We start from the raw sequence: 26,210 nt of genomic DNA on the forward strand, positions 1-26,210 counted from the left end.
GGGCTTGCCGGCTCACCCGGCAGGCTCCAGAAAAAAGAAACTACTATGTTCCATATCAAATCCTTAGAACTGGTCCACTGGGACTACTGGCAGCGTATCAAGAACATCCCGCTGGATGCGAAGATCATTACCATCGCCGGCCAGAACGGTTCGGGCAAGACTACGCTGCTGGATGCGCTGCGCACGCTGTTCGGGCTGGAATGCTCGATGGGACGCTCGTACAAGCACTACGCGCGCCATTCCGGCCAGCAGACCGCATGGATACGCGCGGTGGTGGATAACAGCGCGGTGGGACCGCAGATATCGAACCGCCCTTTCCGCCTGTCCGGCTTGTATGAGGATGAAGTCACGCTGTTTTGCCAGATCCAGAAAAACGGCGGCGACTGGAAACGCCATTACCTGATGCGCAGCGGCGTCGTTGAGATTGAAGACGTACAGGAAGCCAACGACTGGCTGGGCGTGGAAACCTACCGCAAGCGGCTGTCGCACGCCGGCCTGTCCACCGCGATGGGCAAGGTGCTGGCGCTGGAGCAGGGTGAAACCGACAAGCTGTGCGAATATGCGCCGCGCCAGTTGCTGGACCTGGTGTTCCAGGTGTTCGGCGACAAGGAAGTGCTGGACGCCTATGATGACGCCAAGCGCCACCAGCGCGACACCGAAACCGAGTTGCAGCGTTTTGAAACCGAACTAGAAGGTGCAAAAACCAACCTGGAAGGCCTGCGCCTGCGCGTAGCCAATTACCACCAGTGGGAAAGCCTGAACAAGGAAAAACGCGACCTGCAGGAAGAGATACTTCCTACGCTGCAGTATCACGAGTCGCTGGAAAAAGCCTCGTCCATCAGCCATGCGATACGTGCCACCAAGCGTTCATTGCAAACCCAAGATGCGGCGCTGTCCGACAAGCGCGCAGAACTGGGGCAGAAAGCGCAGCAGCTGACCAGTGCGCAGCAGCATGAAGCCTCGCTGGAAGCGGAAGAATCGCAATTGCGCGAACGCCTGCAGCAGATCAACAGCAAGCTGAAGCCGCAGGAAAGCCTGCTGGAGCAAAAGGCCCGCCTGCAAAAACTGGCGGCCGAAGCCGATGCCGATGTGGCCAATGTCGCCGAAGACCTGGAAAAGAAAGAAGAAGAACTGTCGCGCCTGAAGCAGGAACGCGATACGCTCAGCACCCGCATCAGCGCAGACCAGGCGACGATCTCCGCGCTGCAAGGCAAGGCCGCGCTGCCCGACCCGGAAAACGTCAGGGCCATGCGTCGCGCATTGAACGATGCCAATATCGCGCATACGATGCTGCCGGAAATCGTCGAAGTCACCGAGGCCAAATGGCAGGGCGCCGTCGAAGGCGTGCTGCGCGGCTTTACCTCCGTGATCCTGCTGGACAAGGCGCAGGATGCTTCTGCCGCCTATCGCGTCGGCGAAAAGCAGCGCTACGGCCATTTTATCGTGCCGGATCGCGTCACCGCGCCGGTGGTCAAGGACCAGAGCCTGCTGTCCGTCGTCAGCTTCAGCGCACCGGCGCCGGGCTGGCTGATCGAGCAGCTGCAACGCATACAGATGGTGGATTCCATCGATGCCGGCATCAAGCTCAAATCGCAGGAATGGATCACGCCTGACGCCTACCACGGCGAAAGGCGTGGCGGACGCTCGCTGTTTGTAGAAGCTTCGCGCTATCGCTTTGGTAACGCCGGCCGCTCGCAAAGGCTGGAAGCATTGCAAAGGGCCATGCCGCGCCTGCAATCGCAGGAAGACCAGCTAACGATGAAAATCAGCAAGCTGGCAGGCGAAATCAGCACCTTGAAGACCCGGCTGGCCGGTGTCGATGCGGCCAAGGAATTGAATGCACGCCATCCGGAATTTGAAGAGGCAACGCGCAATGCACAGCCGCTGAAGCAGCAGCGCATCGAGGTCGGCAGCAGGCTGGGCGAGATAGCACCGCTACTGAAGTCCGCCACCGAGCAGCGCTCAATCAGCCACGTCAAATGGGAACAGGCCAAGGCCTCGATTGCCGATGCCGAAGCCGCATTGCGCGGTTCCGAGAAGCGCCACGCCGAAGAGCGCAAATCACATTACGACACCTTGCAAAGCATGCGCCAGACCTGGCACACGCTGCCGATAAACTGGAAACGTAGCAAGCACAGGCTGGAACTGGTCGAGGAACACGAGAATGCGCACCAGATCGAATTGCGCATCCGCAGCCTGACCAATAACCTGGCGCGCGACGACTGGGAAATCGATTCCACCGTTGTGGACCAGTTCGTGCGGCTGAACGCCCTGCTGCAAGGCCGGCAGGCAGAAACCGACGACCGCCGCTACCAGAACAACCGCGCCATGGAAGCCACTGTCAATGCCCGCGCCGCCTACATGGACAGACTGCGCTACACGATCAAGTCGTACAGCCGCAACATCAAGCAACTGGGCGAACTGGCCGGCATCGAAGTACATACCGACCCCGTCAAGCTGGAAAACGACGACATCCAGCTCGCACAGGCAGGCCTGCACGTGCGCTTCAAGTTCGACGGCAAAGGGCCGATAGGCATGAACGACGGCGAGGCGTCCGGTGGGCAGCAGGTGATGAAATCGCTGATCCTGCTGATCGGCCTGCTGAAATCGGAAGATGGCTCCGGCGGCTTCGTGTTCATCGACGAACCCTTTGCCCACCTGGATATCCGCAATATCCAGCTGGTCGGCGAGTTTTTGAAAAATACCGACGCGCAATACCTGATGACGACGCCGCTGACGCACAATACCGACGTGTATGATCCTTCCGAACTCACGCTGATCACCAGCAAGAAGAAAAAGGATACGGAATGGGCGCAGCCTATTTTTGTCTTGCAGCGCCGTGTGGAAAAACATAAGGAACGGGCCTGATCTACAGCGGGCCGACAACCCGGGCAAGAGCATATTCAAGCCCGCCCCGCATGCCGCTGCCTTGGCTCGCTTCAGCCGCTTTTACTTTTCGGTCGAGATGAGCGGTGTCATGCCGGCTCGTTCTGCATCAAGCATCAAGCAAGAATCTCATTGAATTCGACCACATTCAGGTCGGGGTCACGGAAGAAAATGGCCCTGCGGCGGCCGTGGCCGAGAATCAGCGGTCCTTCGGTGATCCTGATGTTTTCACGTTCCAGCAGCGCCAGAATTTCATCGAGGTCTTCAACGATAAAGGCCGTATGCGTATAACCCGGCCATTTCACCGCATGGTCCAGCAAGACATTGCCCTCTGCATGAGGGCCGCTGCTGTTATAGATCAGGTGGATGCGCGCCCCGCTATCGTTCACCATGCCGACCGCTTTCACTTCAGCATCGTCTTCCTGCGGATCGACTTCAAAACCGAACATTTGATAGAAGCGTAACGCTGCCTCCTTATCGCTGACGCGGATGCCCACGTGGTCCACATTTTTGACGTTTGCCATGTTATTTCCTTTCAAATCCGATTCAACTCGATTCCACTCGATTTATTTTTTACGCACCGGCAGCATTGCTAGGCGGCATGGGAATGAACCTGTCCAGCGCTTCCACGCGTCGCAGCCAGCGGCGGACATTCGAGTAAGCTTCCAGCGAAACGCCGCCTTCAGGCGCATGTGCTATATAGGAATAGGCGGCAATATCGGCGATGGTCGGTGTATCGCCTATGGCAAATAGCTTGCCGGAAAATTCCAATTCGATAACCTCCAGCAGCCTCTGCGACACCTGCAGCGCGCGCTCATAATCCAGGTCCAGCCCGAATACCTTTACGAGCCTCGCCGCGCATGGGCCGTTAAAGATGTGGCCCGCCGCCAGAGACAGCCAACGCTGGACGGCTGCCATGCTCACGGGATCTGCCGGCAGCCAGGAAGGATCTCCATAGCGGCTCGCAAGATATACCAGGATGGCATTGGAATCGTGCAAGACGACGTCGCCATCCTGGATGGCCGGCACCTGGCCGAACGGACTGATGGCAAGGAATTCCGGGCTGCGGTTGTAATGCCCGTCCAGCTTGACATCCATGGTCTCAAAAGGCAGGTCCAGCATGTGCAGAAAAAGCTTGACCCTGTGTGCATGGCCGGACAGCTCAACGCCATAAAAGCGGATTGCTTGTAAAGGTTTATTCTGGGGCATGGCGGGCTCTTTTCTAAGGTAGGCAAAGGCTGTGGGAAATTGGATTGAGCGTAGAATAGCCTCAATAAAAAGACACGCATAGACTGTAATCGAGGAAACATTGTCCCTTTTAAGTGGACAATCCCTGATCCACCATCAACGCGCACGCTACAGCCAGCGAGAAAATACATGACAGGATTCAACCCCATCAACCTGAACCGTTTGGCGGTGTTTGTGGCCGTTGTCGAAACCGGATCGCTGACACGCGCCGCCGAACGCCTGGGCGTTGCAAAGACGCTGGTCAGCAAGCACATTCAGCGGCTGGAGACCGAGGTGGGGGCCAACCTGCTGGCACGCACCACCCGGCGCGTCAGCGTTACCGATGCGGGGAAGCGGTTTTATGATGCGTGCAATGATATCTTGCGCGCCACTGAGCGCGCCATCCTGGAGGTGTCGCAGGACAAGGAACAGTTGCAAGGCGTGCTGCGCGTGGCCGCTCCGGTTGACTATGGTGCGGCAGTGGTCGCGCCGGCATTGGTTGTCATGCAACGGCGGCATCCGGGCTTGCGTGTAGAACTGCTGTCCAGCGACAGCCGCGTGGATCTGGTAGCCAACGGCATCGACGTCGCCATCCGGCTGGGACGGCTGAACGATTCCAGCCATCACGCCGCCAGGATAGGCAGTTACGGGAAATGGCTGGTTGCCAGCCCGGATTTCATGGCAGGCACCGTACCGCCATCCACGATAGCTGAACTGGAGGCCTTGCCTTTTGTCGCCCTGTCGGTCGTCGCCAAGCCTTTGCTGGTGCCGTTGGAAGGCCCTGCCGGCGAACAGCTGACGCTGAAGTTTCAACATGCCTTCTTTGCCAACACCGCCCATGCCTGCCACGCAGCGGTGGTGGCCGGTGGCGGCATTGCGGTGCTGTCGGACTTCTCGGCAGCCGAGGATATTCAAGCGGGACGGCTGGTTCGCCTTTTCGCCGACTGGACCATGCCTGCCAGCGCAATCCAGGCGGTTTTCCCGGATGCGACCTTCCGCTCTCCCAAGGTGCGCGCATTTATCGACGAAGTAAAAACCTACGCGGCCATCAAAACGCCATCGACTCATTGAATTTCAGGCAATCCACACTCCCCTGACTTGTTACCGAGTGTAAATAAATTCCGCTTCCCGGCGCAGTAAAGGCAAAGTACAAAAAAATACGGCGGTTTGCATAAGGCTTTGCACAATGCAAGGCCGACAGACAGCCATTCGGGAACATGGATGAAACGATTTAAATTGAACAACATCATAGCGGACAGCGCTGTTTGCGCCAGCGTGACTGTCGCAACTGTCGTAACTATTGCACTGGCGCTGGGCGGCTGCGGTGGAGGAGGCTCGTCGCCGGCGGCTGCAATGCCGCCGCAAACGACACCGCCGCTGACAACACCGACTGCGCCCGATACCCCGAGCCTGCTCAGCTACGGCAATATCCAGAAAGCCGGCACCGGCGTCGGGGCCAGCCTGAATGGCGCTGTGCCTTTTCCCGCCGACAATGCATGGAACCAGGATATTTCGTCTGCACCGGTCGACCCGGCTTCCTCCACACTGATTAGCAGCATGGGGCTCAACACCGGATTGCACCCTGATTTCGGTTCCGGCCTCTACCAGGGCGCGCCTATCGGCATCCCCTATACGGTAGTGGATGCAGCGCAGGCCAAGGTCGCAATCCATTTCCAGGCCTACGGCAATGAAAGCGATGCCGGTCCGTATCCCGTTCCCGCCAACGCGCCAATCGAAGGCCAGCCAGCCAATGGCAGCGCTTTCAGCGGCGACCGGCATGTGCTGGTTTTGGACCGCAGCGCCAACCGGCTATATGAACTCTATAACGCAGCACCAAATGTCGACGGCAGCTGGAACGCGGATAGCGGTGCGGTGTTCCATCTGGATTCAGATACGGTAAGGCCGACGGCAAAACCGGGCTGGACCAGCGCCGATGCGGCCGGTTTGCCCATCTTCCCCGGCTTGGCGCGCTATGATGAAGTGGCGGCCGGCAAGATCGCCCACGCGCTGCGCTTTACCGTGCAAAACAGCCGCAAGGCCTATGTTCCGCCGGCGACGCATGCTGCATCCAGCAATACCAGCGCAAGCCTGCCGCCCATGGGCATGCGGGTAAGGCTCAAAGCGGGGTATGCGATACCGGCTACTTTCAGCAATGATACGAAGGTAATCCTGCAGGCGCTGAAAACCTATGGAATGATCGTCGCGGACAATGGATCTAACTGGTATATCAGCGGCGCACCGGATGCGCGCTGGAATAACGACAAGCTGGTCAACGAACTCGCCAGTGTGCACGGTTCGGATTTTGAAGTGGTGCGTATGGACGGACTGGTGACGCCCTAAGGACCAGGGGCCAACTCTAGTCGATCATCTGGTCCCACACCAGCTTGACCAGTTTGTCATCCTTGAAGCACAGGCTGGCGCCGCTTTGCTTTTCTTCGTACACATATTCAAAGCAGTCGTCGTTGACATAGCTGGGCTGGCCCAGCACAGACTTGACCTTGGCGGCGCTGCTACCGAGGTCCAGGCCGCGTGGCATCTTCCACTGGCCGCCGTTGACGCTGATCTGTGTCAGCGAGAATTTGCGCGGATTCGTCACCGGGTAATTCATTTCCAATTCAAGCCCATCCAGACTCATCTGCCGGGTTACCTGCTTCTCATCATTGCTGTCGCCACCGGATTCGCCGGTCACGGTGAACCTTGATTTACCGCAGACGCCTTTCGGCAGATCACATGCCTTCAATACCTGCAGCGCACCCTTGACGATGAAATCTTTTGCCGCCGAACTGAGCTTCGGCGTTTCATCGGCAGCCGATGTCACGGAGATACCGGCTAACATGAGTGCAATAGCGAATCGGAACTTGGTAGGCATGGCTGGGCTCGCAGAGTTCAGTACGGGGGCTCGCAAAAAAATCGGCTTTTCCTGATTTTGTCACAAGGCGGCAGTAAAGTCTGGATTGTATCTCTAATTGCCCTAAAGAAAACAATTCTACCGCCGCTTTACACAGCCGCCACTTCATCATTACCCAGCAAGCACCCAGCCATCATCAAATAAACCCTCAGCCGCCTGCATGCCGCTGAAACTCTGCCAGCGCCTTATATTCCTGCTCCAGTTTGCGCGGAATCGCCAGGAAGACAGGCCGCAGCCGCGCATAAATTGCGACATTCTCGGCAATCGGCGTATGCCTGTGCGTTGCGCCGACCATGCCGGAAATCGCTTCCAGCGATGCGATTTTCCCCAGCGCAAACAATCCCAGCACCGCTGCACCCAGGCACGATGATTCCACGCTTTCGGGCACGACGACTTCGCGGTCGAAAATATCGGCCATCATCTGCCGCCACAGCGCCGAGCGGGCGAAGCCGCCGGTGGCCATCATCCGCCGGGTGGGGCCTATAAGCTGCTCTACCGCGGGCAGGATGCTGTACAGGTTGAAGATCACGCCCTCCAGCGCCGCCCGTATCATATGCTCCTTGCGATGATGCGACGCCAGCCCGAAGTAGGAGCCGCGCAGGTCGGCATTCCACAAAGGCGCACGTTCGCCTGCCAGGTAAGGATGGAACAACAGGCCTTGCGCGCCCGGCGGCACGGCGGCGGCAATCGCCGTCAATGCTTCATAGGGATCAATGCCGGCACGGCGTGCGGCCTCTGCCTCGGCCGTGGCCAGTTCTTCGCGCACCCAGCGGAAGACATTGCCGCCATTGTTGACCGGGCCGCCAACGACCCAGTGCCGCTCCGTCAGCGCATAACAAAAAGTACTACCGGAAGGGTCAGTCACCGGCCTGTCCACCACAGTGCGCATGGCGCCGGATGTGCCTATGGTAACGGCAACCTGTCCCGGATGTATCGCATTCACGCCGAGATTTGACAGCACGCCGTCATTGGCGCCCAGCACAAACGGTGTATCCGCTGCCAGCCCCAGCTGTGCCGCAAGTTCCGGCGCCAGGCCACGAATGGCGTGCGTGGTTGGCGCCAGTGCCGACAATTGCTGCGGGCCGATGCCCGCCAGCTGCAATGCACCCGCATCCCAATCCAGTTGCTGCAGGTTGAATAAGCCCGTTGCCGATGCAATCGAATGATCGACAATCCACTGCGCGAACAGCCTGAAAAACACATACTCCTTGATGCCGACAAAACGTGCCGCACGCGTAAATAATTGCGGCTGTTCATTGCGCAGCCACACCAGCTTGCATAAAGGGGACATGGGATGGACGGGCGTGCCGGTGCGCAGGTAGATCGCGTGGCCGCCCATTTCTTCCTTGACGCGCGTGGCCCATTCGCTGGCGCGGTTGTCGGCCCAGGTAATGCTGTTGGTGAGCAGGCCGCCATTTTCATCGACGGCAATCAGGCTATGCATCGCCGCGCTGAAGGATACCAGGCTGATGTCTTGCGGCTGTGCGGAGGCGAGCGCCACCGCCTGCCGTAAGGTCGCCAGCACCGCGGCATAAATTTGCACCGGATCCTGCTCGGCCATGCCGGGCTCGCTGCTGATCAGCGGGTATTCGACGGCATGCTGCGAGACTACCGCGCCCGCATGAGTGAACAGCACCGCCTTGGTGCTGGTGGTGCCTATGTCAACACCGAGCATGAATTTAGACATCAGACAAAGCTCCGCGCCAGGCGGCCTGTTTCAAAGTGCAATTTCAAATGACTGCATTGAGCAGCATGATAAAGATGATCGCCACCACTGAGATGATGGTTTCCATCGCTGTCCAGGTCTTGAAGGTTTCGCTGATGCTCATATTGAAATATTCCTTCACCAGCCAGAAACCGGCATCGTTCACATGCGAAAAGATCAGCGAGCCTGCCCCCGTCGCCAGCACCAGGAGTTCGCGGTTGGTGCCCGGGATCAGTGTTACCAGCGGCGCGACGATGCCAGCGCCAGTGATGGTGGCCACCGTCGCAGACCCGGTGGCGATGCGGATCACGCCGGCCACCAGCCAGGCCAGCAGCAGCGGCGAAATCTGCGCATGCACGGCCATCTGTCCTATTGCCGTGCCGACACCGCTGTTGACCAGCATCTGCTTGAAGCCGCCGCCGGCGCCGATGATCAGCACGATGGCTGCTGTGGGCGCCAGGCTCTGGTCAAAAAAGCGCAGCACCTGCTGACGCGTGAAACCGCGCGCGATACCGAAAGTATAGATCGATAACAATACCGCGGCCAGCAAGGCGACGATGGGGTTACCGATAAAATCCATCAGCACACGGATATGGTGGCCATCCGGCAGGTTGATGTCGACAGAGGTTTTCAGCAGCATCAGGAATACCGGCAGCAATACCGTCACCAGCGTGATGCCGAAGCCGGGCAATTCCTTGCTTGAAGACTGGTGCGCCAGCTGGTTCACGAGGTCTTCCGAAGGCGTCACCAGCACGTGCTTGGCGATGAATGAACCGAACATGGGGCCGGCAATCACCACGGTAGGAAAGCCGACGATGAAACCATAGAAAATCGTCTTGCCGATATCCGCACCGAATACGCCAATGGCCAGCAGCGGGCCTGGATGCGGCGGCACCAGGCCGTGCATGACGGATAGGCTGGCCAGCATTGGTATGCCGACCTTGATCATCGATACGCCGGCGCGGCGGGCAACGATGAAGACCAGCGGCACCAGCAGCACGAAGCCAATTTCAAAGAACAGCGGTATGCCGACCAGGAAGGCGCCCAGCATCATCGCCCAGTGTACTTTTTCCTTGCCGAAGGCACGCACCAGCGTCTGCGCGATCTGGTCCGCGCCACCCGATTCCGCCATCATCTTGCCCAGCATCGTACCCAGGCCGAGCACGATGCCGACAAAGCCGAGCACGCCGCCAAAACCATCCTGGAAGGATTTGACGATCTGCGGCAACGGCATTTTGCAAATCAGTCCCAGGAAACCGGAAGTGATGATCAATGCGATAAACGGATGGATGCGCATGCGCGTGATCATCAGGATCAGCACGACGACTGCGATAAAGGCGTTAAGTAATAAGGTAGCTTCTGGACTGAGGCCGAACATGGGACTGTCTCCTGTTATCTGCGCCGGAGTCTGTTCACTGCCGGCTGAACCGCTATCTGTGTAGCGTCTGCTTTTTTGAGGGTTAAGGACAATATAGCTTATCCAACAATGTTATTTTTGATTTGCAAGCCTTATGATAGCGCTAACATCAACGATGATGATAACGCTAACATTTTTAGCATGTCAAATACTTTCATCGCCGCTTTGCAGCAAAGCCGCAAATTCCGGCATGGCCGCGCATTGAAATACAACTTCGCGTATCATGCGCTGAATTGCCTCGGCAGCAAGACTGCCTACCGAGCCGTGTCGTTGGCCCGCTGGCAGCGCAGCAAAAGAAAACAAAACACACGGATGACAAGCAAGCAACCAGCATGTTGAAGAAACCAGCAAGCCCCCTGCCCCAGCGCACCGGCAAAGCCAGCCGCGCGACCGGCCGAGTGACCATCACGGATGTCGCAGGCGAGGCCGGCGTCAGCGCGATGACGGTATCGCGCGCATTGAAAACGCCGGACCTCGTGCAAAAAGAGGCGCGCGCCCGGATTGACGCCGCTATCCGCAAGCTGGGCTATGTACCCAACCAGGCTGCCAGCACGCTGGCGTCGGCCAAATCCAATGTGATCGGCGTCATCGTACCTTCGCTGACCAATATGGTGTTCATCGATACGCTGACCGGCATACGCGATTGCCTGGGCGCCGCCGGCTACCAGTTCCTGATCGGTGAAACAGGCTATTCGCCGGACCGCGAAAGCCAGCTGATTTCCACCTATATGCGGCACGCGCCGGATGGCTTCCTGCTGACCGGCATAGAACAGCAGGAAGAAGTGCGGCTGCAACTGGCCGCCAACCACATCCCTGCGGTGCGCATGTTCGACCTCAGCCCCAGCAGCCATGATATGACCGTGGGCTTTTCCCAGACCAAGGCCGGCTACGCGATTGCGCGGCACATGGTAGCTAGGGGCTACAAACGCCCCGGCTTCCTGGCAGCGCAACTGGACCCGCGTGTGATGAAACGGCGCGAAGGCTTCCGCAAAGGGCTGATGGAAGCGGGGCTGAACCCGGATGTGGAAGTCTTGCTGCCATCGCCGACCAATGTCGCCATGGGCGCGAGCCTGCTGTCCAGCATGCTGGAACAGTATCCGGATTGCGATGCAGTCTTCTGCTGTAACGACGATCTGGCGCTGGGTGCGCTGTTTGAATGCCAGCGTCGCGGCCTGAAAGTGCCGCAGCAGATGGCCATCGCCGGCTTCAACGACCTGCCCTGGGCCGCCTGTGCAACGCCGGCCATCACTGCCATCGTCACGCCGCGCTACCAGGTCGGCTACCAGGCGGCACAGATGCTGGTACAGACGCTGAAAGGCGAGGAAGTCAGCAAGACCCGCATCGACCTCGGCTTTGAGCTGGCGGTGCGCGAAAGCACCTGACAGTATCTGCTGCCTGCGCTGTGCTCTCAGCTTGTATTTCTTGCCCAAATCCTCTCAGGAAGACCAAACGCCACCTCGCCGCGCTGATGCAGCAAGGCGGCCGGCCTGATCGCCATCGGACTATAGCTCGTGGGCAAAGATCCTCCCTGTACACGCGCCAAAGCCGATGGGTACAAAGCCCGCCTTCTCGCAGCGGCCTCTCAGCGTTACCTCATCGCCGTCTTGCAAGAAGGTCCGTGTTTCTCCCGAAGGCAAACGGATGGGGCGGCTACCGCCGACTGTCAATTCCAGCAGACTTCCCAATTCATCGTCTCCCGGACCTGAAATCGTGCCCGTGCCGAGCAGGTCGCCCGGCATCAGGTTGCAGCCATTGATGGTGTGGTGAGCAATCATCTGTGCAGGCGTCCAATACAGATGCCTGGCGTTGGAGGTAAGAATCTTTTCGGCCGCGACTGCCTGAGCGCGCATGCGCTCCGTCGACAGCCACACCGATAGGCCTACATCAACCCCGCCCGACTGCTGGTCCCACCCATTGAACAGATATGGCAATGGCGCCGGGTCGCCTTCGGGGCGCGCCATCGCGGCAACCCGAAATGGCTCCAATGCTTCTGTGGTCACAACCCACGGCGACACCGTGGTCGCGAAACTTTTACTCAGGAACGGCCCGAGCGGGAACATCTCCCAACGCTGCAAGTCCCTGGCAGACCAGTCATTGAGCAAGCACATCCCGGCGATATGCTCACCTGCTGCTCCGATGCTGATCGGCCGACCCTGCGTGTTGCCCTGGGCGATATACAGCCCCATTTCAAGCTCGAAGTCCAGCCGTTCGCAGCGGCCAAAACCCGGTGGCGCGCCATGTTCGGCCGGCGGTATTTGCCCGTGCGGCCGATATACCGGAACGTCGCTGGCCTGTATGGACGATGCCCGGCCGTGATAGGCGATGGGCACCCATTTGTAATTCAGGGGCAGCGGATCCTCCGGCGTCAACTGCGCTCCGGCCGCCCGCGCATGATGGATGCCCGCGTAGAAATCGGTGTAGTTGGCCGAGGCCATTGGCCGGTGCATTCGGCATAAAGAGAGGTCATGCAGCAATTGATCGGCATGCTGCCTCGCCCGCCCATCCAGACCCGACTCATCGAGCAAATCGGACAGACACTTGCGCAACGCGGTCACGACTTCACGGTCGAGCGAGAATAGCGCGTTGAGCGAGCTCTGGCGGACTACTTGCGCGGTAATGGCCGCTGGTAGCAACCGCAATTCCTGTGCTACCGCCAGGTCCAGCACCTGGTCGCCAATTGCCACGCCGATGCGGAGGTGGTCGCTGGCATCGTGACTAAACACGCCAAATGGCAAGTTCTGGATGGGGAAGTCCGTGTCCGCGCGGTTGGCTGATGCGACCCAGCTGCGGCGCTTGGGGTCATGGGTTTCGTTCAGGGCCATAATATCTCCAGATGTGCGGGGTCAGACACGGGCTTCAGGATCATCTTCGGCTTCCCGCAGCAATTCGCCACCTTCGAAGACTTGGAAACCAGGAACCTCAACGAGGAACATGACCACCTCGGTAAGCGGCTCTCCCGTTACATCGCTCCACGCTTGCGCCAGTTTGGTCAGCAACTCGCGCTTCAGTGCTTCGGAACGCCGGCGTATCGTACCTACCATGCGTACCCCGCTCACCGATTTGCCGGCCAGGAAAAGATTGCCCTTGGGCGCATCAATGAATACGACGCTAACGTAGTGGCTAGGGGCGCCAGTAACCTCGCAATGGGTTGCAGTGATCGCTTCGGCGATCGCCGCCTTCTTCCTTGCGCTGATGCTGTCTTCTGTGACTGTGAATTGATAGATAGGCATTTGAAGTCTCCTTTAGAAATTGTTGAGAGAAGTTGGTGCTGAAGCGACAGGGGCCGGTCCTCTAATGTTTTGGGCGAGCCGCGTTTCCTTGGACAGCGACAAAGCAATCAGCGAGATGACGCATAGGCCTGCGCTGTAATAACCCACGGCCGGGGAACCAAACTCAATAATCAGCTGACTCGCAATGATAGGTGTCAGCGCGCCACCGACCACAGTCGCAATGTTGTAAGCAAGTCCAGCACCTGTGTAACGGTATTGCGCCGCAAATAACTCGGGTAGATACGCGCCCAGCGGCCCATACGCCAGGCCGATCGCTCCCTGTAGCAGCACAAGGCCTAACACCAATGCAGCCGGTTCGCGGGTGTCGATAAGAGGGAACAATAGGAGCGCAAAGACCAGGCATGCGGCGTTGCCGATCAAAAGCACCCGCTTGCGCCCTACCTTGTCGGACCATAATCCACCGACGATGGTGAACACAGCCAGCGACACGCCGCCAGCCATACCAATAAGCAGCATATGTACCTTGCTCAGGCCGAGCGTCTGCGTCCCGTAGCTGGTGACGTACGTAATAGCCAGGTAAAACAGGCCGAACACCGCTACCGTGCTTGCAGAGGCAAGCACCAGTTCCCTGGACTGATCCCGAAAAAGGCTGACAACTGGGAACTTACGTACGCCGCTTGATCCGCTTGTGGCTTTCTGGAACGTCTCGGTCTCTTCCAGTGCAATGCGTACGCCTAACCCGACAACAATCAGAATGGCGCTGGCCAGGAAGGGAATTCGCCATCCCCAGTCGAGAAATGCCTGGTCGCTCATCGTCAGGGAGCTGAGCAGGAAGGTCGTGCTGGAAAGTATAAAACCGAGGGCTGGGCCCAATTGCGGATACATGCCGTATTTCCCCCGCATGTCAGCGGGGGCACTTTCCGTTGACATCACACTGGCGCCGGCCCACTCGCCTCCCATGGCGAGGCCCTGCGTAACGCGCAAAGCCACCAGTAGCACCGGAGCCCATGCTCCGATGGTCTGCGCTGTCGGCAGCAGCCCGATGCCGACGGTGGCAAGCCCCATCAACAGCAGTGTAATGACAAGGGTGTTCTTGCGCCCTATCCGGTCGCCGAAGTGACCAAAGAAAATGGCGCCAAAAGGCCTGATGACGAAGGCGACGCCAAAAGTGGCGAGTGCCACCGCGGTACCGGCGGCGGCTCCCAATGAGGGAAAGAAGACCTTGCTGAAAACCAGGGCAGCGGCAGTGCCGAAGATCGTGAAGTCGTAAAATTCAATCACGGTACCGATGGTGCTGGCTACCGCGACCCGAGCCCTCTGGCCCTTGCGCTGAGAAGATGATGACATGGCGGGCTCCTATTCTGCTTGCTTTTGTAGCGCCTTCAAATGCGGCGGAAGTTGCTCCAGGAACTGGGCTTTACCATTCCCGAGCGAGAAGTCAGCTGCCCCGACTTCCAGCAAGCTGATGAATACATCTCCCGGTCTGACGTTGGCGGCCTCCCCAAGTAGTTCGGCAATGCGGGCGTATAGCTGCTGCTTTACTTCGTCGCTACGGCCGGCGGCAAGTGTGATCTGGATTGCAATAAATCCTTCCGTCCTGTCGATCCCGTAGAAACTGGCGTCATAGATGAGTTCGCCAGAACCATGACTGGTGATGATCTGGAAGCGGTCCCCAGTGGGAATATTGATAGTTTCCACCATCGCCTGATGCACGGCATCGCCTATACGGCGTTGTACGTCTGCTGTGGTGTGGTTGAGAGAAATACGAACGAGTGGCATGCCAGTCTCCTTTTTTTAGTGTTTTATCAGAATAGGTCAGTTTCATCCGACATTCAATAAAAAAATAGATATTTTTATGATTTGTTGCTTAAACCGGAACTCACGGCTATGATTGAACTATGTCTGATATTTCCTTCGATGTCGCAGCCAATAATGGCTCGTTGACTGTATCCATTTATAAACGCCTGCAAGCGGACGTTCTCGCCGGGCGGCTTGCGCCAGGTGACAAGCTGAAGATCCATGACCTCTCTGAGCAAATGGATGTCAGCCCGGGGGTGGTGCGCGAAGCACTGTCTCGGCTCGCTTCAGAAAGTATCGTCGTCGCGAGCCCGCAGCGAGGCTTTCGGGTCGCTCCAATATCAGCGGAGGATGTCCGCGACCTGACGCAAGCGCGGATTGAAATTGAACGCTCCTGCTTGCGACGTTCGCTGACCAACGGCGATGTGGCGTGGGAGGCAGCAATTCTTGCCGCCCTCCACCGTTTAAGCCACACGCCGCATGAGGCCGCCGACCTCAGTGAGCCCTGGGCTGACACCCACGCCCAATTCCATAAGTCCCTGGTTGATGCGTGCGACAGTAAGTGGCTGCTGAAAGTCCGGGAACAACTATTCGTCCAGGCAGAGCGCTATCGCCGGATCAATACACGCTTGTCTGCGGACATTCGTGACCTGCGCGCGGAACATGAAGAGATCGCCAAGCTGGCAATCTCCCGTGACGTCGAGCGCACGTGTGAAATGATGGAGCACCATTTAAAGCTCACCGAAACGCTGACCTTACAGATGCTGGGTGCCAAATAGCGGTGTATTTGCACCAACGCTGCCGCTGTATTTAACGCGATGTTCGTTTGCCCGCTGAATTGACACGCTCAGTTCGAGCCGCCTCCGTCGCCTGGCAATCTTAGAGGACTTCGTCACTCACAATGTGCCGGCGTCGAATGATGCCTGGTACTGCACCGCCGATCACTCCAGCTATCCAGCCGTCACGACAAGCAGGATTGTGTTCCAGCGTGGGTCAGAATTAGGTTCCAGCCTCCCAACAAAGCGGATCCGTTTCCGATACAAATCAACATACTGTAGAAACAAGCATCGGGCGGCCGCATCAGACTTCCGGTGCGGTTGGCAAAGCACCGCACCCGCACCGGTGTCCGCTGCTCACCTGGCAGCTTGCTCAATAGCATCCGCCAGACCGGGGATGTCCGTCAGGAAGGGAGTATGGCCTGTGTTGAGGGTGAATTCCAGCCGCACTGGGGTAGCCGCCACCATTTTCTGTTGCAGATAGGGACTGACCACCCGGTCCTGAGCCGTGTAGATGTATACCTTGTCGACCGTGCCGAAGCGGGCTTCAGTGAGGGTCACCGGTGTGACGACCGGCTGCAGCGGCTCATCGATGATCAGGTTGGGCATCAACTTGCGCAAGCCTTCGGGCGCACCGTTGGCAAACAGATCGGCGCGGGCAGCGTAATCCACCGAGATCATGCCCGCCGTTTCGTCGATATGCAGCGCCGGACCGGCCTGACTGTCGCGATCCTGCTTGGCCAGCGACAGCATCGATTCGCCGTTTTGCGGCAGATAGGCCGCCAGGTACACTACGGTGCGGATCCGTGCCGGCGCCGCTTCCGCCACCGCCGACACGGCAATTCCGCCGAAGCTGTGGCCGACCAGTACCACCGGTTGCGTCTCGCCATCGATGGCCTTCAGGATAGTGTCGCGATAGAGGTCGCTGCTGACCAGATTAGCCGCAAGCGGTGTGCTGGGACGGCCTGGCAAGTTAACGCTGATGACGCGGTAACCGTCGAGCTGCAGTTTAGCGCTGACGGCATACCACACGTGCGAATCTTCAAAAGCGCCGTGAACCAGTACAATCGCTGGCTTTTCTGCAATCTTGCTTGGTGCCGCTGCTGCATCTCGGGAAGTGGAGAACAAGTTTTTCAGTACGTTCATATCGATGCTCCTTGAGGGGAAAGTTGGAAAACCTCAAGGCAAATGATAGGAGCGTAGGGCAGCAGCGGCCATAGCTGGGAGACCGCGTTTCATGATCGATCGTCCGGAAACCGAGGGGGCTTCGGGCAAGCTGAGTTGTGCAAGGAGGAGTATGCAGTCACAGGCGGCCGGCGCGAGCCGAGCCGGGCCGGGAAATCAGCCAGCCAGGCCGTCTTCCTGGCGCAGTGCTTCGAGGTAGTTGTAGATGGTAAAGCGGGAAACGCCGAGCGCACCGGCCGCACGTTCGACACCGCCCTTCACGACGAAGAAGCCGCGCTGCTGCATGGCACGCACTGCCGAAATTTTTTCTCGCTTGCTCATCATGACGAGTGGCTTGCCGGTGCGGCGCACGGCATCGCTGATGATTTCCTGAATCAGCACGTCCATCTCGGGCTTGTCGGCAGCCACCGCGCTGGCCTGCTGCAAGGGCTGCAGCAATTGACCAAGCCACGCATGGGCCATTTCAAACTGGCTCATGTCGGCATTCAGGCACAGCGCGGCAAACGCTTCGCCGCCGCTGTCGCGAAAGATGACCGTCGCCGATTTCAGGCGGCGATTATCGCTGGTGACTGTTGCATAGGCTTCTTTCACCGTATGGAGCCCCGCGCCGCGCTCATCCCGCGCTTCGTGCAGCTGGTTCCATTCCTGGTCCTCGTCCGCTCCCATCAAGCTGGCGGCGCCCACCTTATGGTTCAAAATATGCCCGTTCGCCAGCGCGGCAACCGAGACTTCCGGCGTGGTCAGATCATGCAGCGCCACTTCGACATGCGGGCCGACCATTCCGCCCAGCATCTGCACGACCGAGTGCAGCGCGCCCATGATCGCTTTTCGTTCAGCCACAATTTCCGGCGGAGGCTTGCGGCGCCTGGCGCGTTTGCTTGTTATCACTCTATTTAATACCAGGTAAAAAATTCAACAATATAGGTTCATCGACAATTGTTATTATAACTCTGCGAAATTACGCAAAATGATCAGCTGGACGATTTTGTCGCCCCAGGTGGAAAAATAAAAGGCCAGCACCAGCGGCTCGGGCAGGCCGCGCTTGTCGTAATTGCCGTCGATGTTGGCGGTGACAATGGTGGTGCCGTAATGCTCGACGATTTTCACCACGCTCATGCTGAGCTGGTCGCCGATGATGTCCCTGGCTGCCCATTCGGCGATGGCTGGCTTGCCCCAGTATTCGCACAGCTGGTCATTGACCAGGGCATCGTCGGCAAACGTGTCCAGCAGCTGGACGAGATTGCCGCTGTTCGTGGCGCCGACGAACGCCGCCACCGCCGTCGGAAACGTCACCGGCGTTGCCAGCCCGACCTGCAGACCGACAATCCGCGCGTCGCGCAGGGTCAGCTGCAGTTCAGTGCGAAATGCCGCGCTGCGGCCGGCGCGGTCCGGCCCGACGCCCAGCACCATCTCGATGCTGCTGCCGCCGTCCTGATGGCTGACGCCTGCCGACTCAACGCGCAGCCCCGGCATCGCCAGCAGGCGCCCAAGCCGCCTGGCCAGCCTGTCATGCTGGTAGTATTTGCCCCGGTAGTGCACCGCCGCATCAGCTGCCAAAGTCGCCAGCACGCCGGCCTGGTCGCCCGCGGCAAGTGCCGCCATAAATTGTTTGATGGCCTGGTCAGCCTCAGTGAACAACATAAGTCTCCCGCTATACCTGTTATGCGCGGCTCCGATCGCCTACGCTTGCCCGCATGATGGCAGATACATCTCCTGGCGGCGTGTGAAAACTTGTGAATTCCTGTGAAGCGACGGCACTCGGCCACCGGCGAGCGGTGCCGCAGTGTGAAATTCCAGAATGACGTAGAATGCTTGCGGTTATCAAATACCTTACATACTAAAGATCTTATCTATTAAATATCTTATATATTAAAAAATATTCCATGCTCTCGCCATGCCCATGACCACTGCGCCTGCTACGCCTTCAGATTCTGTATCGTTCGGCCCATTCCAGCTGTTTCCCAGCGAGAGAAAGCTGGAGCGTGATGGCGCATCGGTGGACATCGGCAGCCGTGCGCTCGACATCTTGATCGCGCTATTAGAGTCTGCGGGACGGAACGTCAGCAACCGCGAACTGGTTGCACGCGTGTGGCGCGACATGGTGGTGGAAGACAGCAGCTTGCGGGTCAATATCGCGATGCTGCGGCGCATCCTGGGCGATGGCCGGGATGGCACGCGTTATATCGCAAATATTCCAGGCCAGGGATATTGCTTCGTCGCCACCGTCGCACGCGCCCAGGGCTCGGCCACGGCCGGCGACGACAGCAGCAATGGCGGCAATGGCGGTAATGGCAGCATCCGCCAGCCGGCGGCTTTCCCCCTGCCGCAGCAACTGCAGCGGATGGTGGGCCGCGATGAACAGGTAGCGGCACTGGCACAGCAGGTGATGACGCAGCGTTGCGTCAGCATCGTCGGTCCGGGCGGCATGGGCAAGACCACGGTTGCGATTGCCGTCGCTCATACGCTGCGGCCCGATTTCGACGGCCAGGTCTGTTTTTTTGACCTGGGAGCACTGGCCACGCCACATTTGCTGGCCAGTACCATGGCCTCCACGCTGGCGCTGATCATGACCTCGGCCGATCCGCTGCAGGACTTGCTGACCTGGCTGGCAGATCGGAAAATTCTGCTGGTGCTCGATAATTGCGAGCACCTGGTGGAGGTCGTGGCATCGTTCACCGAACGCCTGCTACAGATGGCGCCGCAGGCCTGCATTCTGGCCACCAGCCGGGAACCCTTGCGCGCAGAAGGCGAGCATGTGCACCGGCTGGCGCCATTGGACAGCCCGCCGGAGACGCCGGCGCTGAGCGCTGAACACGCTATCGCCTTCCCGGCGGTTCAACTTTTTGTGGACCGCGCCACTGCCAACGGCGCCGGCTTTGAGCTCAGTGACGCCGATGCACCGCTGGTGGCCGAAATTTGCCGCAAGCTGGACGGTATCGCGCTAGCGATCGAGTTGGGCGCAGGCAGGGTAGCGGCGTTTGGCGTGCGCGGTACTGCCGAGCTGCTGGATAACCGTTTCAGGCTGTCCTGGCATGGCCGCCGCACCGCACTGCCGCGCCACCAGACGCTAAGCGCCATGCTGGATTGGAGCTACACGCTGCTGCCGGAAGCTGAGCGCAAGGTACTACGCCGCCTGTCGACCTTCGTCGGCCATTTTTCACTGGAAGCGGCGAGCCGGATTGTCACCGATACCGATACGGACGACATGGCGGTAGCGGCGGCGATTGACAGCCTGGTGGCAAAATCGCTGGCGTCAGCGGAAACCGGCGCCGCCGGACCGGGTTACCGGCTGCTCGAAAGCGCGCGCATCTATGCCGCTGAAAAACTCAGGCTCAGCGGAGAAACTGACAGTATCGCCCGCCGCCACGCGATCTGGCTGACCGCGCGCTACACGCAAGCGCAGGCTATCGCTGCGCTGCGACCGGCACACGGGTTGAAGCCCGCCTATATCGAAGACCTGGGCAATTTGAGGGCTGCGTTGGCCTGGAGCGCGGCCCCGTCCGGCGACCATGCGCTGGGGATCAGGCTGTGCGTCGCGGTGACGCCGGTATTTCTGGCGGGTTCCTTGCTGGAGGAATGCCGCCGCTGGAGCGAAACAGGGCTGATGCTGCTGGCCGGCGATGTCGCCGACGACCCCGCAGCGGAAATGGCCTTGCTCGAGACGCTGGCCATTGCGTCCATGTTCACTCTCGGCAACAGCGACGCGGTGCAAACCGCGATTGAACGCGGCCTGCTGCTGGCCGCCCAGTTGGGCGATGCCGACTACTCGCTGCGGCTGCTGGCCGGGCTGAATATTTTCCAGACCCGGATAGGTGATTTTGCCGGCGCCTTAATGGTGGGGCAACGCAGCACGGCGGCGGCAGCGGCGCTGGACACTCCGGTCGCCCAGGCCATTTCGGACTGGATGCTGGGAGTAGGTTTCCACCTGGTCGGCGACCAGATACGCTCACAACAGTACTGCCGTGCAGGCTTGGCGCGGATCGCCGTCGAGTCCGGACACGGCATCATGTATTTTGGCTATGACCACCGGATCCGCGCACTGGTAGCACTGGCGCGCGGGCTGTGGATAACCGGCAGCACTGATCAGGCCGTCAACGTGGCATGGCAGGCGATCAACGATGCGGAACAATTGCGCCATCCGATTTCCATGTGCATTGCGCTCATCTATGGAGCGCCGATTTTTACCTGGAATGGCGCCTGGGATGTCGCAGCAGTGCTGATTGAGCGGCTGATTGCACATGCCGAGCAGCACATGCTCGGCCCTTACCATGCAGTGGGAAAATGCCTGAAAGGCGAGTTACTGGTAAACCGCGGCGAGGCCGCTGCGGGGATCGTGCTTCTCGAAGAATGCCTGGCGACCCTGCATTCGGAACGTCATCAGGTACTGACCACCGTCTACCGCTGCGCATTGGCGCAGGGTCTGGTTGCGGTGGGCCGGCTGGACGAGGCCACGGCCCAAATCAACCGGGCAGCCACGGGTCGTACCGACTTATTTGACGCTGCCGAAATATTCCGCATCCAGGCTGAGGTACAGGCCCGGGTGCCGGGCGCCGGTCCAGCCCAGGCCGAACAAGCCTTGCGGCGCGCACTCGATTGTGCTCGCAGCCAATCCGCCCTGAGCTGGGAATTACGCGCCGCGACCTCACTCTGCAGGCTCTTGGGAGCCCATGGCCGACAAGATGAAGGACGGCGCCTTTTGCACGAGGTACTGGGACGGTTTGATGAAGGTTTCCAGACTCTGGATCATATTGCCGCCCGAGACCTATTGGCTTGCCAACAGCAGGGCTGATCCCGTTTGGTGCCGGCCTTGGCCGTTAGCCGGAGCAGCCTGCCAGGTAACGGAGCCTGGTGCCTCGTTATTGATCAATCCCCGCTGCGCAGCGATCACGACGGCGTGGGTGCGGGTCGTCGCATGCAGCTTGTCCAGCACCGCTTTCACATGGCTTTTCACTGTACCGAGGCTGATGCCGAGCGTGCGCGCGATCAGCTTGTTGCAATATCCCTGCCCCATCAGTTGCAGCACATCGCTCTCGCGCCGCGTCAATTCACTGTGGCCACAACTATCGGCCATGCAGCGCTGCACGCTGCGGCTTAAATAGCGTTGGCCATTGCTGACGTAAAGCACTGCGGTACTGAGTTCTGCCGGCGCCTCACTCTGCAACAGGTAGCCGTGCACGCCCGAAGCGATGGCGCGCCGCACCTCCCCGTCTTTGCCGTCATGCGTGACCAGTAGCACACGCTGTCGGCTGGCTGGCCCCATGCGCAGGCTAAGCGCAATCGCATTATGGTAATCAGCAATGATGATGCCGTCCTGCAGCTCGTCCATATGCTCCTGTACGGCCCAGTCCAGTTCGGTGGCTGCTGTCAGCAGAGCGCGCAGGCCGGTGCAAACCACCAGGTCCGAGTGCATAAAGTGAATTCTGATTGTTGGGCTAGGCATACGATCCTCTGTGGTATTGGATGAAACTACGGATGGCGCCATCGTGTATCAACAAAATGTTTACATAAAGTGAATTTGTGTGAAGCTGTGTGAAATGCTGTTTACACGCCGCCTCAGCCGCGAAGCAGGCGCGCTTATCGGCCGAAAGAGATAGATACGCGGGGCATGCGGCCACTTAAAATGGTTATGCCATTCAGCAATAGCAACGAGCAGGCTCCAATCAAGCTATTCATACCGGCGCCGCGCCGGGTTGAGCGGCTGCTTCATCAGCGATGCACAAATCAAAATCGACAAAATGTTGAAAATATAAACATTTTGTTGTATTTTTGAGACAACCAGCGATGCGCAACTTACAATCATTCACCGTCGAGGTCGACGTGCAATCACGAACGAAACAGAAAATTGGCGCGATGCGGGGACGAGCACTGGCGCTGCTGGGCGGGCTTACGGCCAGCCTGGCGGCAGCAGCGCAAACGCCGCCGATTCCAGAATCCCTGCAGAGTGCCGAAATGCGCATGTCGGGCGACCGCGTCACCTTGCCGATCGTGATGGTGCGTGAATTCCCTTTTGTGGAGGGCAGCATCGCCGGCGTGGCTGGAAAGCTGCTGCTCGACACCGGGGCACAAGAATCACTAACGGTCAACAGCCACCGCGTTCCAGTGGCTGATAGCCAGTCTGTCGGCGTCGGACGATTCGGCAGCGGCCAGACGTATGTCGAACAGCGGGTGCCGGTGGTCCGCGATATACGCGTTGCCGGCCTGCGCTACGGACAAGTCACGCATGTTGATGCGCAAGATGCGACCCAGCTCGAACACATCACCCCGGATTTCATCGGCTGGATAGGCTACTATTTCTGGGACGGTTATGCCCTCAAACTGGACTACCGCAATTTGCAAGCCAGCTTCTATCGCGGCTCGTCTGAAACATATTTGAGTGGAGAGAAATTGATCGCGGCGCTGCCGTTCGAGTTGAGACTGCGGCAGAATATTCCGGTCATGAGCGTACACATTGGCGATCTGGCGGCGACCGCCGCTTTTGATACGGGGCAGTATGGTGCCCTGTATGTTGACGCTGCAACCAAATCGAACATGATACAAGCCGGCCTGCTGACGAACCCGGGCGATGACGATACTTACGATCTCACCCAGCTGAAGATAAATGGCCAAACCTTCCCGGACATAAAAGGAATTGCGGTGTATACGGATGGCTTCCCGCCAGCCAAGTCAACCGGCCTCGTTGACAAAGTCGTGCTTACCATCGGTTATGGATGGCTGAAAAACTATAAAACCGTATGGGATTCCCAGCGCAAGACTATTTATGTCCTGGAGAAATAAGCCAATGACGCATGTTGACAGTGTCTACCTTGATCGGCTGTCGTTTCGGCTGTCGTCTCTGTGGCCGCGGCTACGGTAACGCTGCAGTCCGTGCGAACAGCCATACCGATACCCGCAATGCGAGAGCCATGCAGCCGGGACGATCGTGCTACGGCGATCGCTTTGTCAAATCCGTTTCCCGGTTGCAGAAATACCCAAACACGCTGACGTGAGATCCGGGACAGCAAGCTCAGACCGGCACAGAATTCCCTGAAGTTGCAGGCATTCGTAACACTCTTCCTTATCAATCCCGGCCCTTCTTTGACCACGGCGCGGGAGAAATAGTCAATAGCTGGCGTGAATAACGCCATCATCAATCTCGCTTTATGACCCGAGACACTTGCCGCTCTAAGCTCCGGGCTGATAGAGGCTTGGCATGCGACATGCCTGAACAACGCGCAATGCCGCAAAGATGTCCGGGATTTTACGATGGCGTCAACCGGAACGGAATCAACCGGAAGGACTAGAGACGGTTACCACTGCCCTACCTATAATTTCCTTGCAACTTCACACACAAGGAAACAAGCATGAACACTCAACACATCGCCTTGACGATGGCAACACACATCGACAACCTGACCTGGGAGCGCCCACAATGAAATCCATATTCCAAAAATTGCACCTGATGGGCACGCTGATGCTGGCCGCAACATCGCTCGTGCTGAGCGGCTGCACCAGCGGCAATGCACAAACAGTGCCTGTACCGGCAACGACACCGGCGCCACAACTGGCAGCGAACACGACTGCCGTCCTGGTGCATGGCGCATGGGCGGACGGTTCCAGCTGGAGTTCAGTCATCCCCCTGTTGCAGCAAGCGGGACTGAAAGTTGTCGCGGTGCAGTTGCCGCGTGCATCGCTGGCCGATGACGCAGCCACCGTCAAGCGCACCATTGACCTGCAGACAGGACCAGTAATCCTGGTCGGTCATTCCTATGGGGGTTCCGTGATCACCGAAGCAGGAGGCAATGCCAAAGTCGCTGCCCTGGTTTATGTTTCCGCCTTCGCGCCCGATGCGGGTCAGTCGGTCAACGACATTACCGATCCATTTCCTGCGCCAGATTGGAAAAACAAGATTATTGCCGATGAAGGCGGTTATTTGACTTTGCCTACCGACATCGTGACGAACGTCTTCGCAGCCGATGTGCCCAAGGACAAGGCGCTGCAGATGGCTGCTACCCAAGGGCCGCTGTTCAACCAATGTTTCGGCGACAAAGTCAGCGTCCCAGCCTGGAAGACCAAGGCTTCGTGGTGGTTGATCGGCGGCCAGGATCAGATTATCCCGCCCGCACTGCAACAAGCCATGGCGCAGCATATCGGCGCCACTGTCTCGACATCCCCGCTGAGCAGCCATGTAGTCATGGTATCGCATCCGGATGACGTGGCTGCGGTCATCATGGCGGCCGCCATAAAGACCGCCGCACAATAAGATTGCATTCACCGCTGGAATGGCCCTGGTGGAAATTCCGGTTTGAGCGCCGGGAATACCAGGAGCACCAAAGCCGTCTTACTTTTCCAAACGGGATCGGCATATGCCGATCTCCAACTATCCCAAAGAAAGGCAACATCATGAATCGCCTCTACACCCAGCCAGCGAATGAAGCAGAAGGCCACGCCGCTCAATTGTATGCCGCCATCAAGGGCGCCATCGGAATGGTTCCCAATACCTACGTCGGCATTGGCAGCAACAGCCCTAGCTCATTGGAAGCGGGCCTACACCTGGACGCTGTACTTAAAAAAAGTAGCTTAAGCGGCCAGGAAATCGAAGCCATCAAATTGGCGGCCAGCCAGGTTGCAGAATGCGAATATTGCCTTGCCGCGCATACTGCCATCTCCAAACTGCATGGTTTGAGTCCAGAAGCAATCGTCGCATTACGCCGCGGCCAGGCGAGCGGCAATCTTAAACTCGATGCGCTTGCCGCGTTTACACGCGTCCTGGTGAATGGCAAAGGCAGCGTACCAGACGCAGCCCTGCAGGCAGTACGTGATGCCGGCTACACGGATGCGCAGATTGTCGATACAACGCTGGCAATCTCCAGCATTACGTTCACTAATCTGTTCAACCGCATCAACAATACACCGTTGGATTTCCCGGCAGCCGCCTGATTGAAATAGCACTCGCTGGCACATGAGTGCCAGCACTCCCAGCTTTATGCGCATCGGATTTACCGGATTGCCATGTCGATCCAATTCAGATAGTTGCGTCGATCTCGATACCCATAAATCAAGTCCAAACATCGTAAATATTACAAACATGTAGTGGAGATAC

Annotated in this window: 22 protein-coding genes; 9 read left to right on the plus strand and 13 right to left on the minus strand. The window is 58.6% G+C overall.

All coding sequences use genetic code 11. The features are described from left to right. Positions 1-45: 45 nt before the first annotated feature. The gene (locus ACO0LO_RS22860; protein ID WP_422967726.1) at positions 46-2,868 is read left to right on the plus strand and encodes an ATP-binding protein; all 2,823 of its coding nucleotides are present in this window, start codon (positions 46-48) and stop codon (positions 2,866-2,868) included. Between the two features lie 134 nt (positions 2,869-3,002). On the opposite strand, the gene ACO0LO_RS22865 is transcribed toward ACO0LO_RS22860, so the two are convergent. Next, on the minus strand, positions 3,003-3,410 hold the full coding sequence (locus ACO0LO_RS22865) for a VOC family protein (protein WP_422967728.1): 408 nt from the start codon (positions 3,408-3,410) through the stop codon (positions 3,003-3,005). 49 nt (positions 3,411-3,459) lie between these two features. After that, entirely contained in the window at positions 3,460-4,095 is a 636-nt protein-coding gene (locus ACO0LO_RS22870; RefSeq protein ID WP_422967730.1) for a glutathione S-transferase family protein, read from the minus strand. Positions 4,096-4,263: 168 nt separating this feature from the next. Here ACO0LO_RS22870 and ACO0LO_RS22875 point away from each other — a divergent pair, with 168 nt between their 5' ends. Both ACO0LO_RS22875 and ACO0LO_RS22880 read left to right on the plus strand, forming a co-directional pair. Then, complete coding sequence (locus tag ACO0LO_RS22875; RefSeq protein WP_422967732.1) at positions 4,264-5,184, plus strand: LysR family transcriptional regulator; 921 nt, start codon at positions 4,264-4,266, stop codon at positions 5,182-5,184. A gap of 150 nt (positions 5,185-5,334) precedes the next feature. Then, positions 5,335-6,453: a hypothetical protein gene (locus ACO0LO_RS22880; RefSeq protein WP_422967734.1), complete on the plus strand. Its 1,119-nt coding sequence runs from the start codon at positions 5,335-5,337 to the stop codon at positions 6,451-6,453. A gap of 16 nt (positions 6,454-6,469) precedes the next feature. Here the strand turns inward: ACO0LO_RS22880 and ACO0LO_RS22885 are convergent, their stop codons facing one another. The 3 genes from ACO0LO_RS22885 to ACO0LO_RS22895 all read right to left on the minus strand — a co-directional run bounded on the left by ACO0LO_RS22885 (position 6,470) and on the right by ACO0LO_RS22895 (position 10,104). After that, a complete protein-coding gene (locus tag ACO0LO_RS22885) occupies positions 6,470-6,982 on the minus strand; it encodes a hypothetical protein (protein WP_422967736.1) in 513 nt (170 codons plus the stop codon). A gap of 187 nt (positions 6,983-7,169) precedes the next feature. Then, complete coding sequence (gntK, locus tag ACO0LO_RS22890) at positions 7,170-8,708, minus strand: gluconokinase (protein ID WP_422967738.1); 1,539 nt, start codon at positions 8,706-8,708, stop codon at positions 7,170-7,172. 43 nt (positions 8,709-8,751) lie between these two features. Then, entirely contained in the window at positions 8,752-10,104 is a 1,353-nt protein-coding gene (locus tag ACO0LO_RS22895; RefSeq protein ID WP_422967740.1) for a GntP family permease, read from the minus strand. Positions 10,105-10,475: 371 nt separating this feature from the next. Between ACO0LO_RS22895 and ACO0LO_RS22900 the strand changes: the two genes are divergently transcribed. Beyond that, on the plus strand, positions 10,476-11,525 hold the full coding sequence (locus ACO0LO_RS22900) for a LacI family DNA-binding transcriptional regulator (protein WP_422967742.1): 1,050 nt from the start codon (positions 10,476-10,478) through the stop codon (positions 11,523-11,525). Positions 11,526-11,645: 120 nt separating this feature from the next. On the opposite strand, the gene fahA is transcribed toward ACO0LO_RS22900, so the two are convergent. Genes fahA through ACO0LO_RS22920 form a run of 4 tightly spaced genes read right to left on the minus strand, consistent with a single transcriptional unit; the run spans position 11,646 to position 15,152 of the window. Continuing rightward, positions 11,646-12,965, minus strand: a complete 1,320-nt coding sequence (fahA, locus tag ACO0LO_RS22905; RefSeq protein WP_422967744.1) for a fumarylacetoacetase — start codon at positions 12,963-12,965, stop codon at positions 11,646-11,648. Positions 12,966-12,986: 21 nt separating this feature from the next. Next, on the minus strand, positions 12,987-13,373 hold the full coding sequence (locus ACO0LO_RS22910) for a tautomerase family protein (RefSeq protein WP_422967746.1): 387 nt from the start codon (positions 13,371-13,373) through the stop codon (positions 12,987-12,989). 12 nt (positions 13,374-13,385) lie between these two features. After that, a complete protein-coding gene (locus tag ACO0LO_RS22915) occupies positions 13,386-14,720 on the minus strand; it encodes an MFS transporter (RefSeq protein ID WP_422967747.1) in 1,335 nt (444 codons plus the stop codon). A 9-nt stretch (positions 14,721-14,729) separates the two neighbouring features. After that, complete coding sequence (locus ACO0LO_RS22920; protein ID WP_422967749.1) at positions 14,730-15,152, minus strand: tautomerase family protein; 423 nt, start codon at positions 15,150-15,152, stop codon at positions 14,730-14,732. Between the two features lie 119 nt (positions 15,153-15,271). Between ACO0LO_RS22920 and ACO0LO_RS22925 the strand changes: the two genes are divergently transcribed. Next, the gene (locus ACO0LO_RS22925) at positions 15,272-15,949 is read left to right on the plus strand and encodes a GntR family transcriptional regulator (protein ID WP_422967751.1); all 678 of its coding nucleotides are present in this window, start codon (positions 15,272-15,274) and stop codon (positions 15,947-15,949) included. A 354-nt stretch (positions 15,950-16,303) separates the two neighbouring features. On the opposite strand, the gene ACO0LO_RS22930 is transcribed toward ACO0LO_RS22925, so the two are convergent. The 3 genes from ACO0LO_RS22930 to ACO0LO_RS22940 form a co-directional block, all read right to left on the minus strand. Then, the gene (locus tag ACO0LO_RS22930; RefSeq protein ID WP_422967753.1) at positions 16,304-17,092 is read right to left on the minus strand and encodes an alpha/beta fold hydrolase; all 789 of its coding nucleotides are present in this window, start codon (positions 17,090-17,092) and stop codon (positions 16,304-16,306) included. A 195-nt stretch (positions 17,093-17,287) separates the two neighbouring features. Next, the gene (locus ACO0LO_RS22935) at positions 17,288-17,971 is read right to left on the minus strand and encodes a helix-turn-helix transcriptional regulator (protein ID WP_422967754.1); all 684 of its coding nucleotides are present in this window, start codon (positions 17,969-17,971) and stop codon (positions 17,288-17,290) included. Between the two features lie 102 nt (positions 17,972-18,073). Further along, positions 18,074-18,772 carry a hypothetical protein gene (locus ACO0LO_RS22940; protein WP_422967756.1) on the minus strand — a complete coding sequence of 233 codons (699 nt, stop codon included), beginning with the start codon at positions 18,770-18,772 and terminating at the stop codon, positions 18,074-18,076. 253 nt (positions 18,773-19,025) lie between these two features. On the opposite strand from ACO0LO_RS22940, the gene ACO0LO_RS22945 reads away from it, so the two are divergent. Then, positions 19,026-21,920, plus strand: a complete 2,895-nt coding sequence (locus tag ACO0LO_RS22945; protein WP_422967758.1) for an ATP-binding protein — start codon at positions 19,026-19,028, stop codon at positions 21,918-21,920. Here the strand turns inward: ACO0LO_RS22945 and ACO0LO_RS22950 are convergent. Then, positions 21,894-22,541: a DNA-binding response regulator gene (locus tag ACO0LO_RS22950; RefSeq protein ID WP_422967759.1), complete on the minus strand. Its 648-nt coding sequence runs from the start codon at positions 22,539-22,541 to the stop codon at positions 21,894-21,896. The two genes, ACO0LO_RS22945 and ACO0LO_RS22950, sit on opposite strands and share 27 nt — an antisense overlap. Before the next feature lie 371 nt (positions 22,542-22,912). Here ACO0LO_RS22950 and ACO0LO_RS22955 point away from each other — a divergent pair, with 371 nt between their 5' ends. The 3 genes from ACO0LO_RS22955 (at position 22,913) to ACO0LO_RS22965 (ending at position 26,047) form a co-directional block, all read left to right on the plus strand. Then, entirely contained in the window at positions 22,913-23,905 is a 993-nt protein-coding gene (locus ACO0LO_RS22955; protein WP_422967761.1) for a hypothetical protein, read from the plus strand. Between the two features lie 634 nt (positions 23,906-24,539). Then, on the plus strand, positions 24,540-25,370 hold the full coding sequence (locus tag ACO0LO_RS22960; protein WP_422967763.1) for an alpha/beta fold hydrolase: 831 nt from the start codon (positions 24,540-24,542) through the stop codon (positions 25,368-25,370). A gap of 140 nt (positions 25,371-25,510) precedes the next feature. Further along, entirely contained in the window at positions 25,511-26,047 is a 537-nt protein-coding gene (locus tag ACO0LO_RS22965) for a carboxymuconolactone decarboxylase family protein (RefSeq protein ID WP_422967854.1), read from the plus strand. Positions 26,048-26,210: the final 163 nt, after the last annotated feature.

This window comes from Undibacterium sp. TJN25, assembly GCF_049339885.1.
GTDB lineage: Bacteria > Pseudomonadota > Gammaproteobacteria > Burkholderiales > Burkholderiaceae_D > Undibacterium.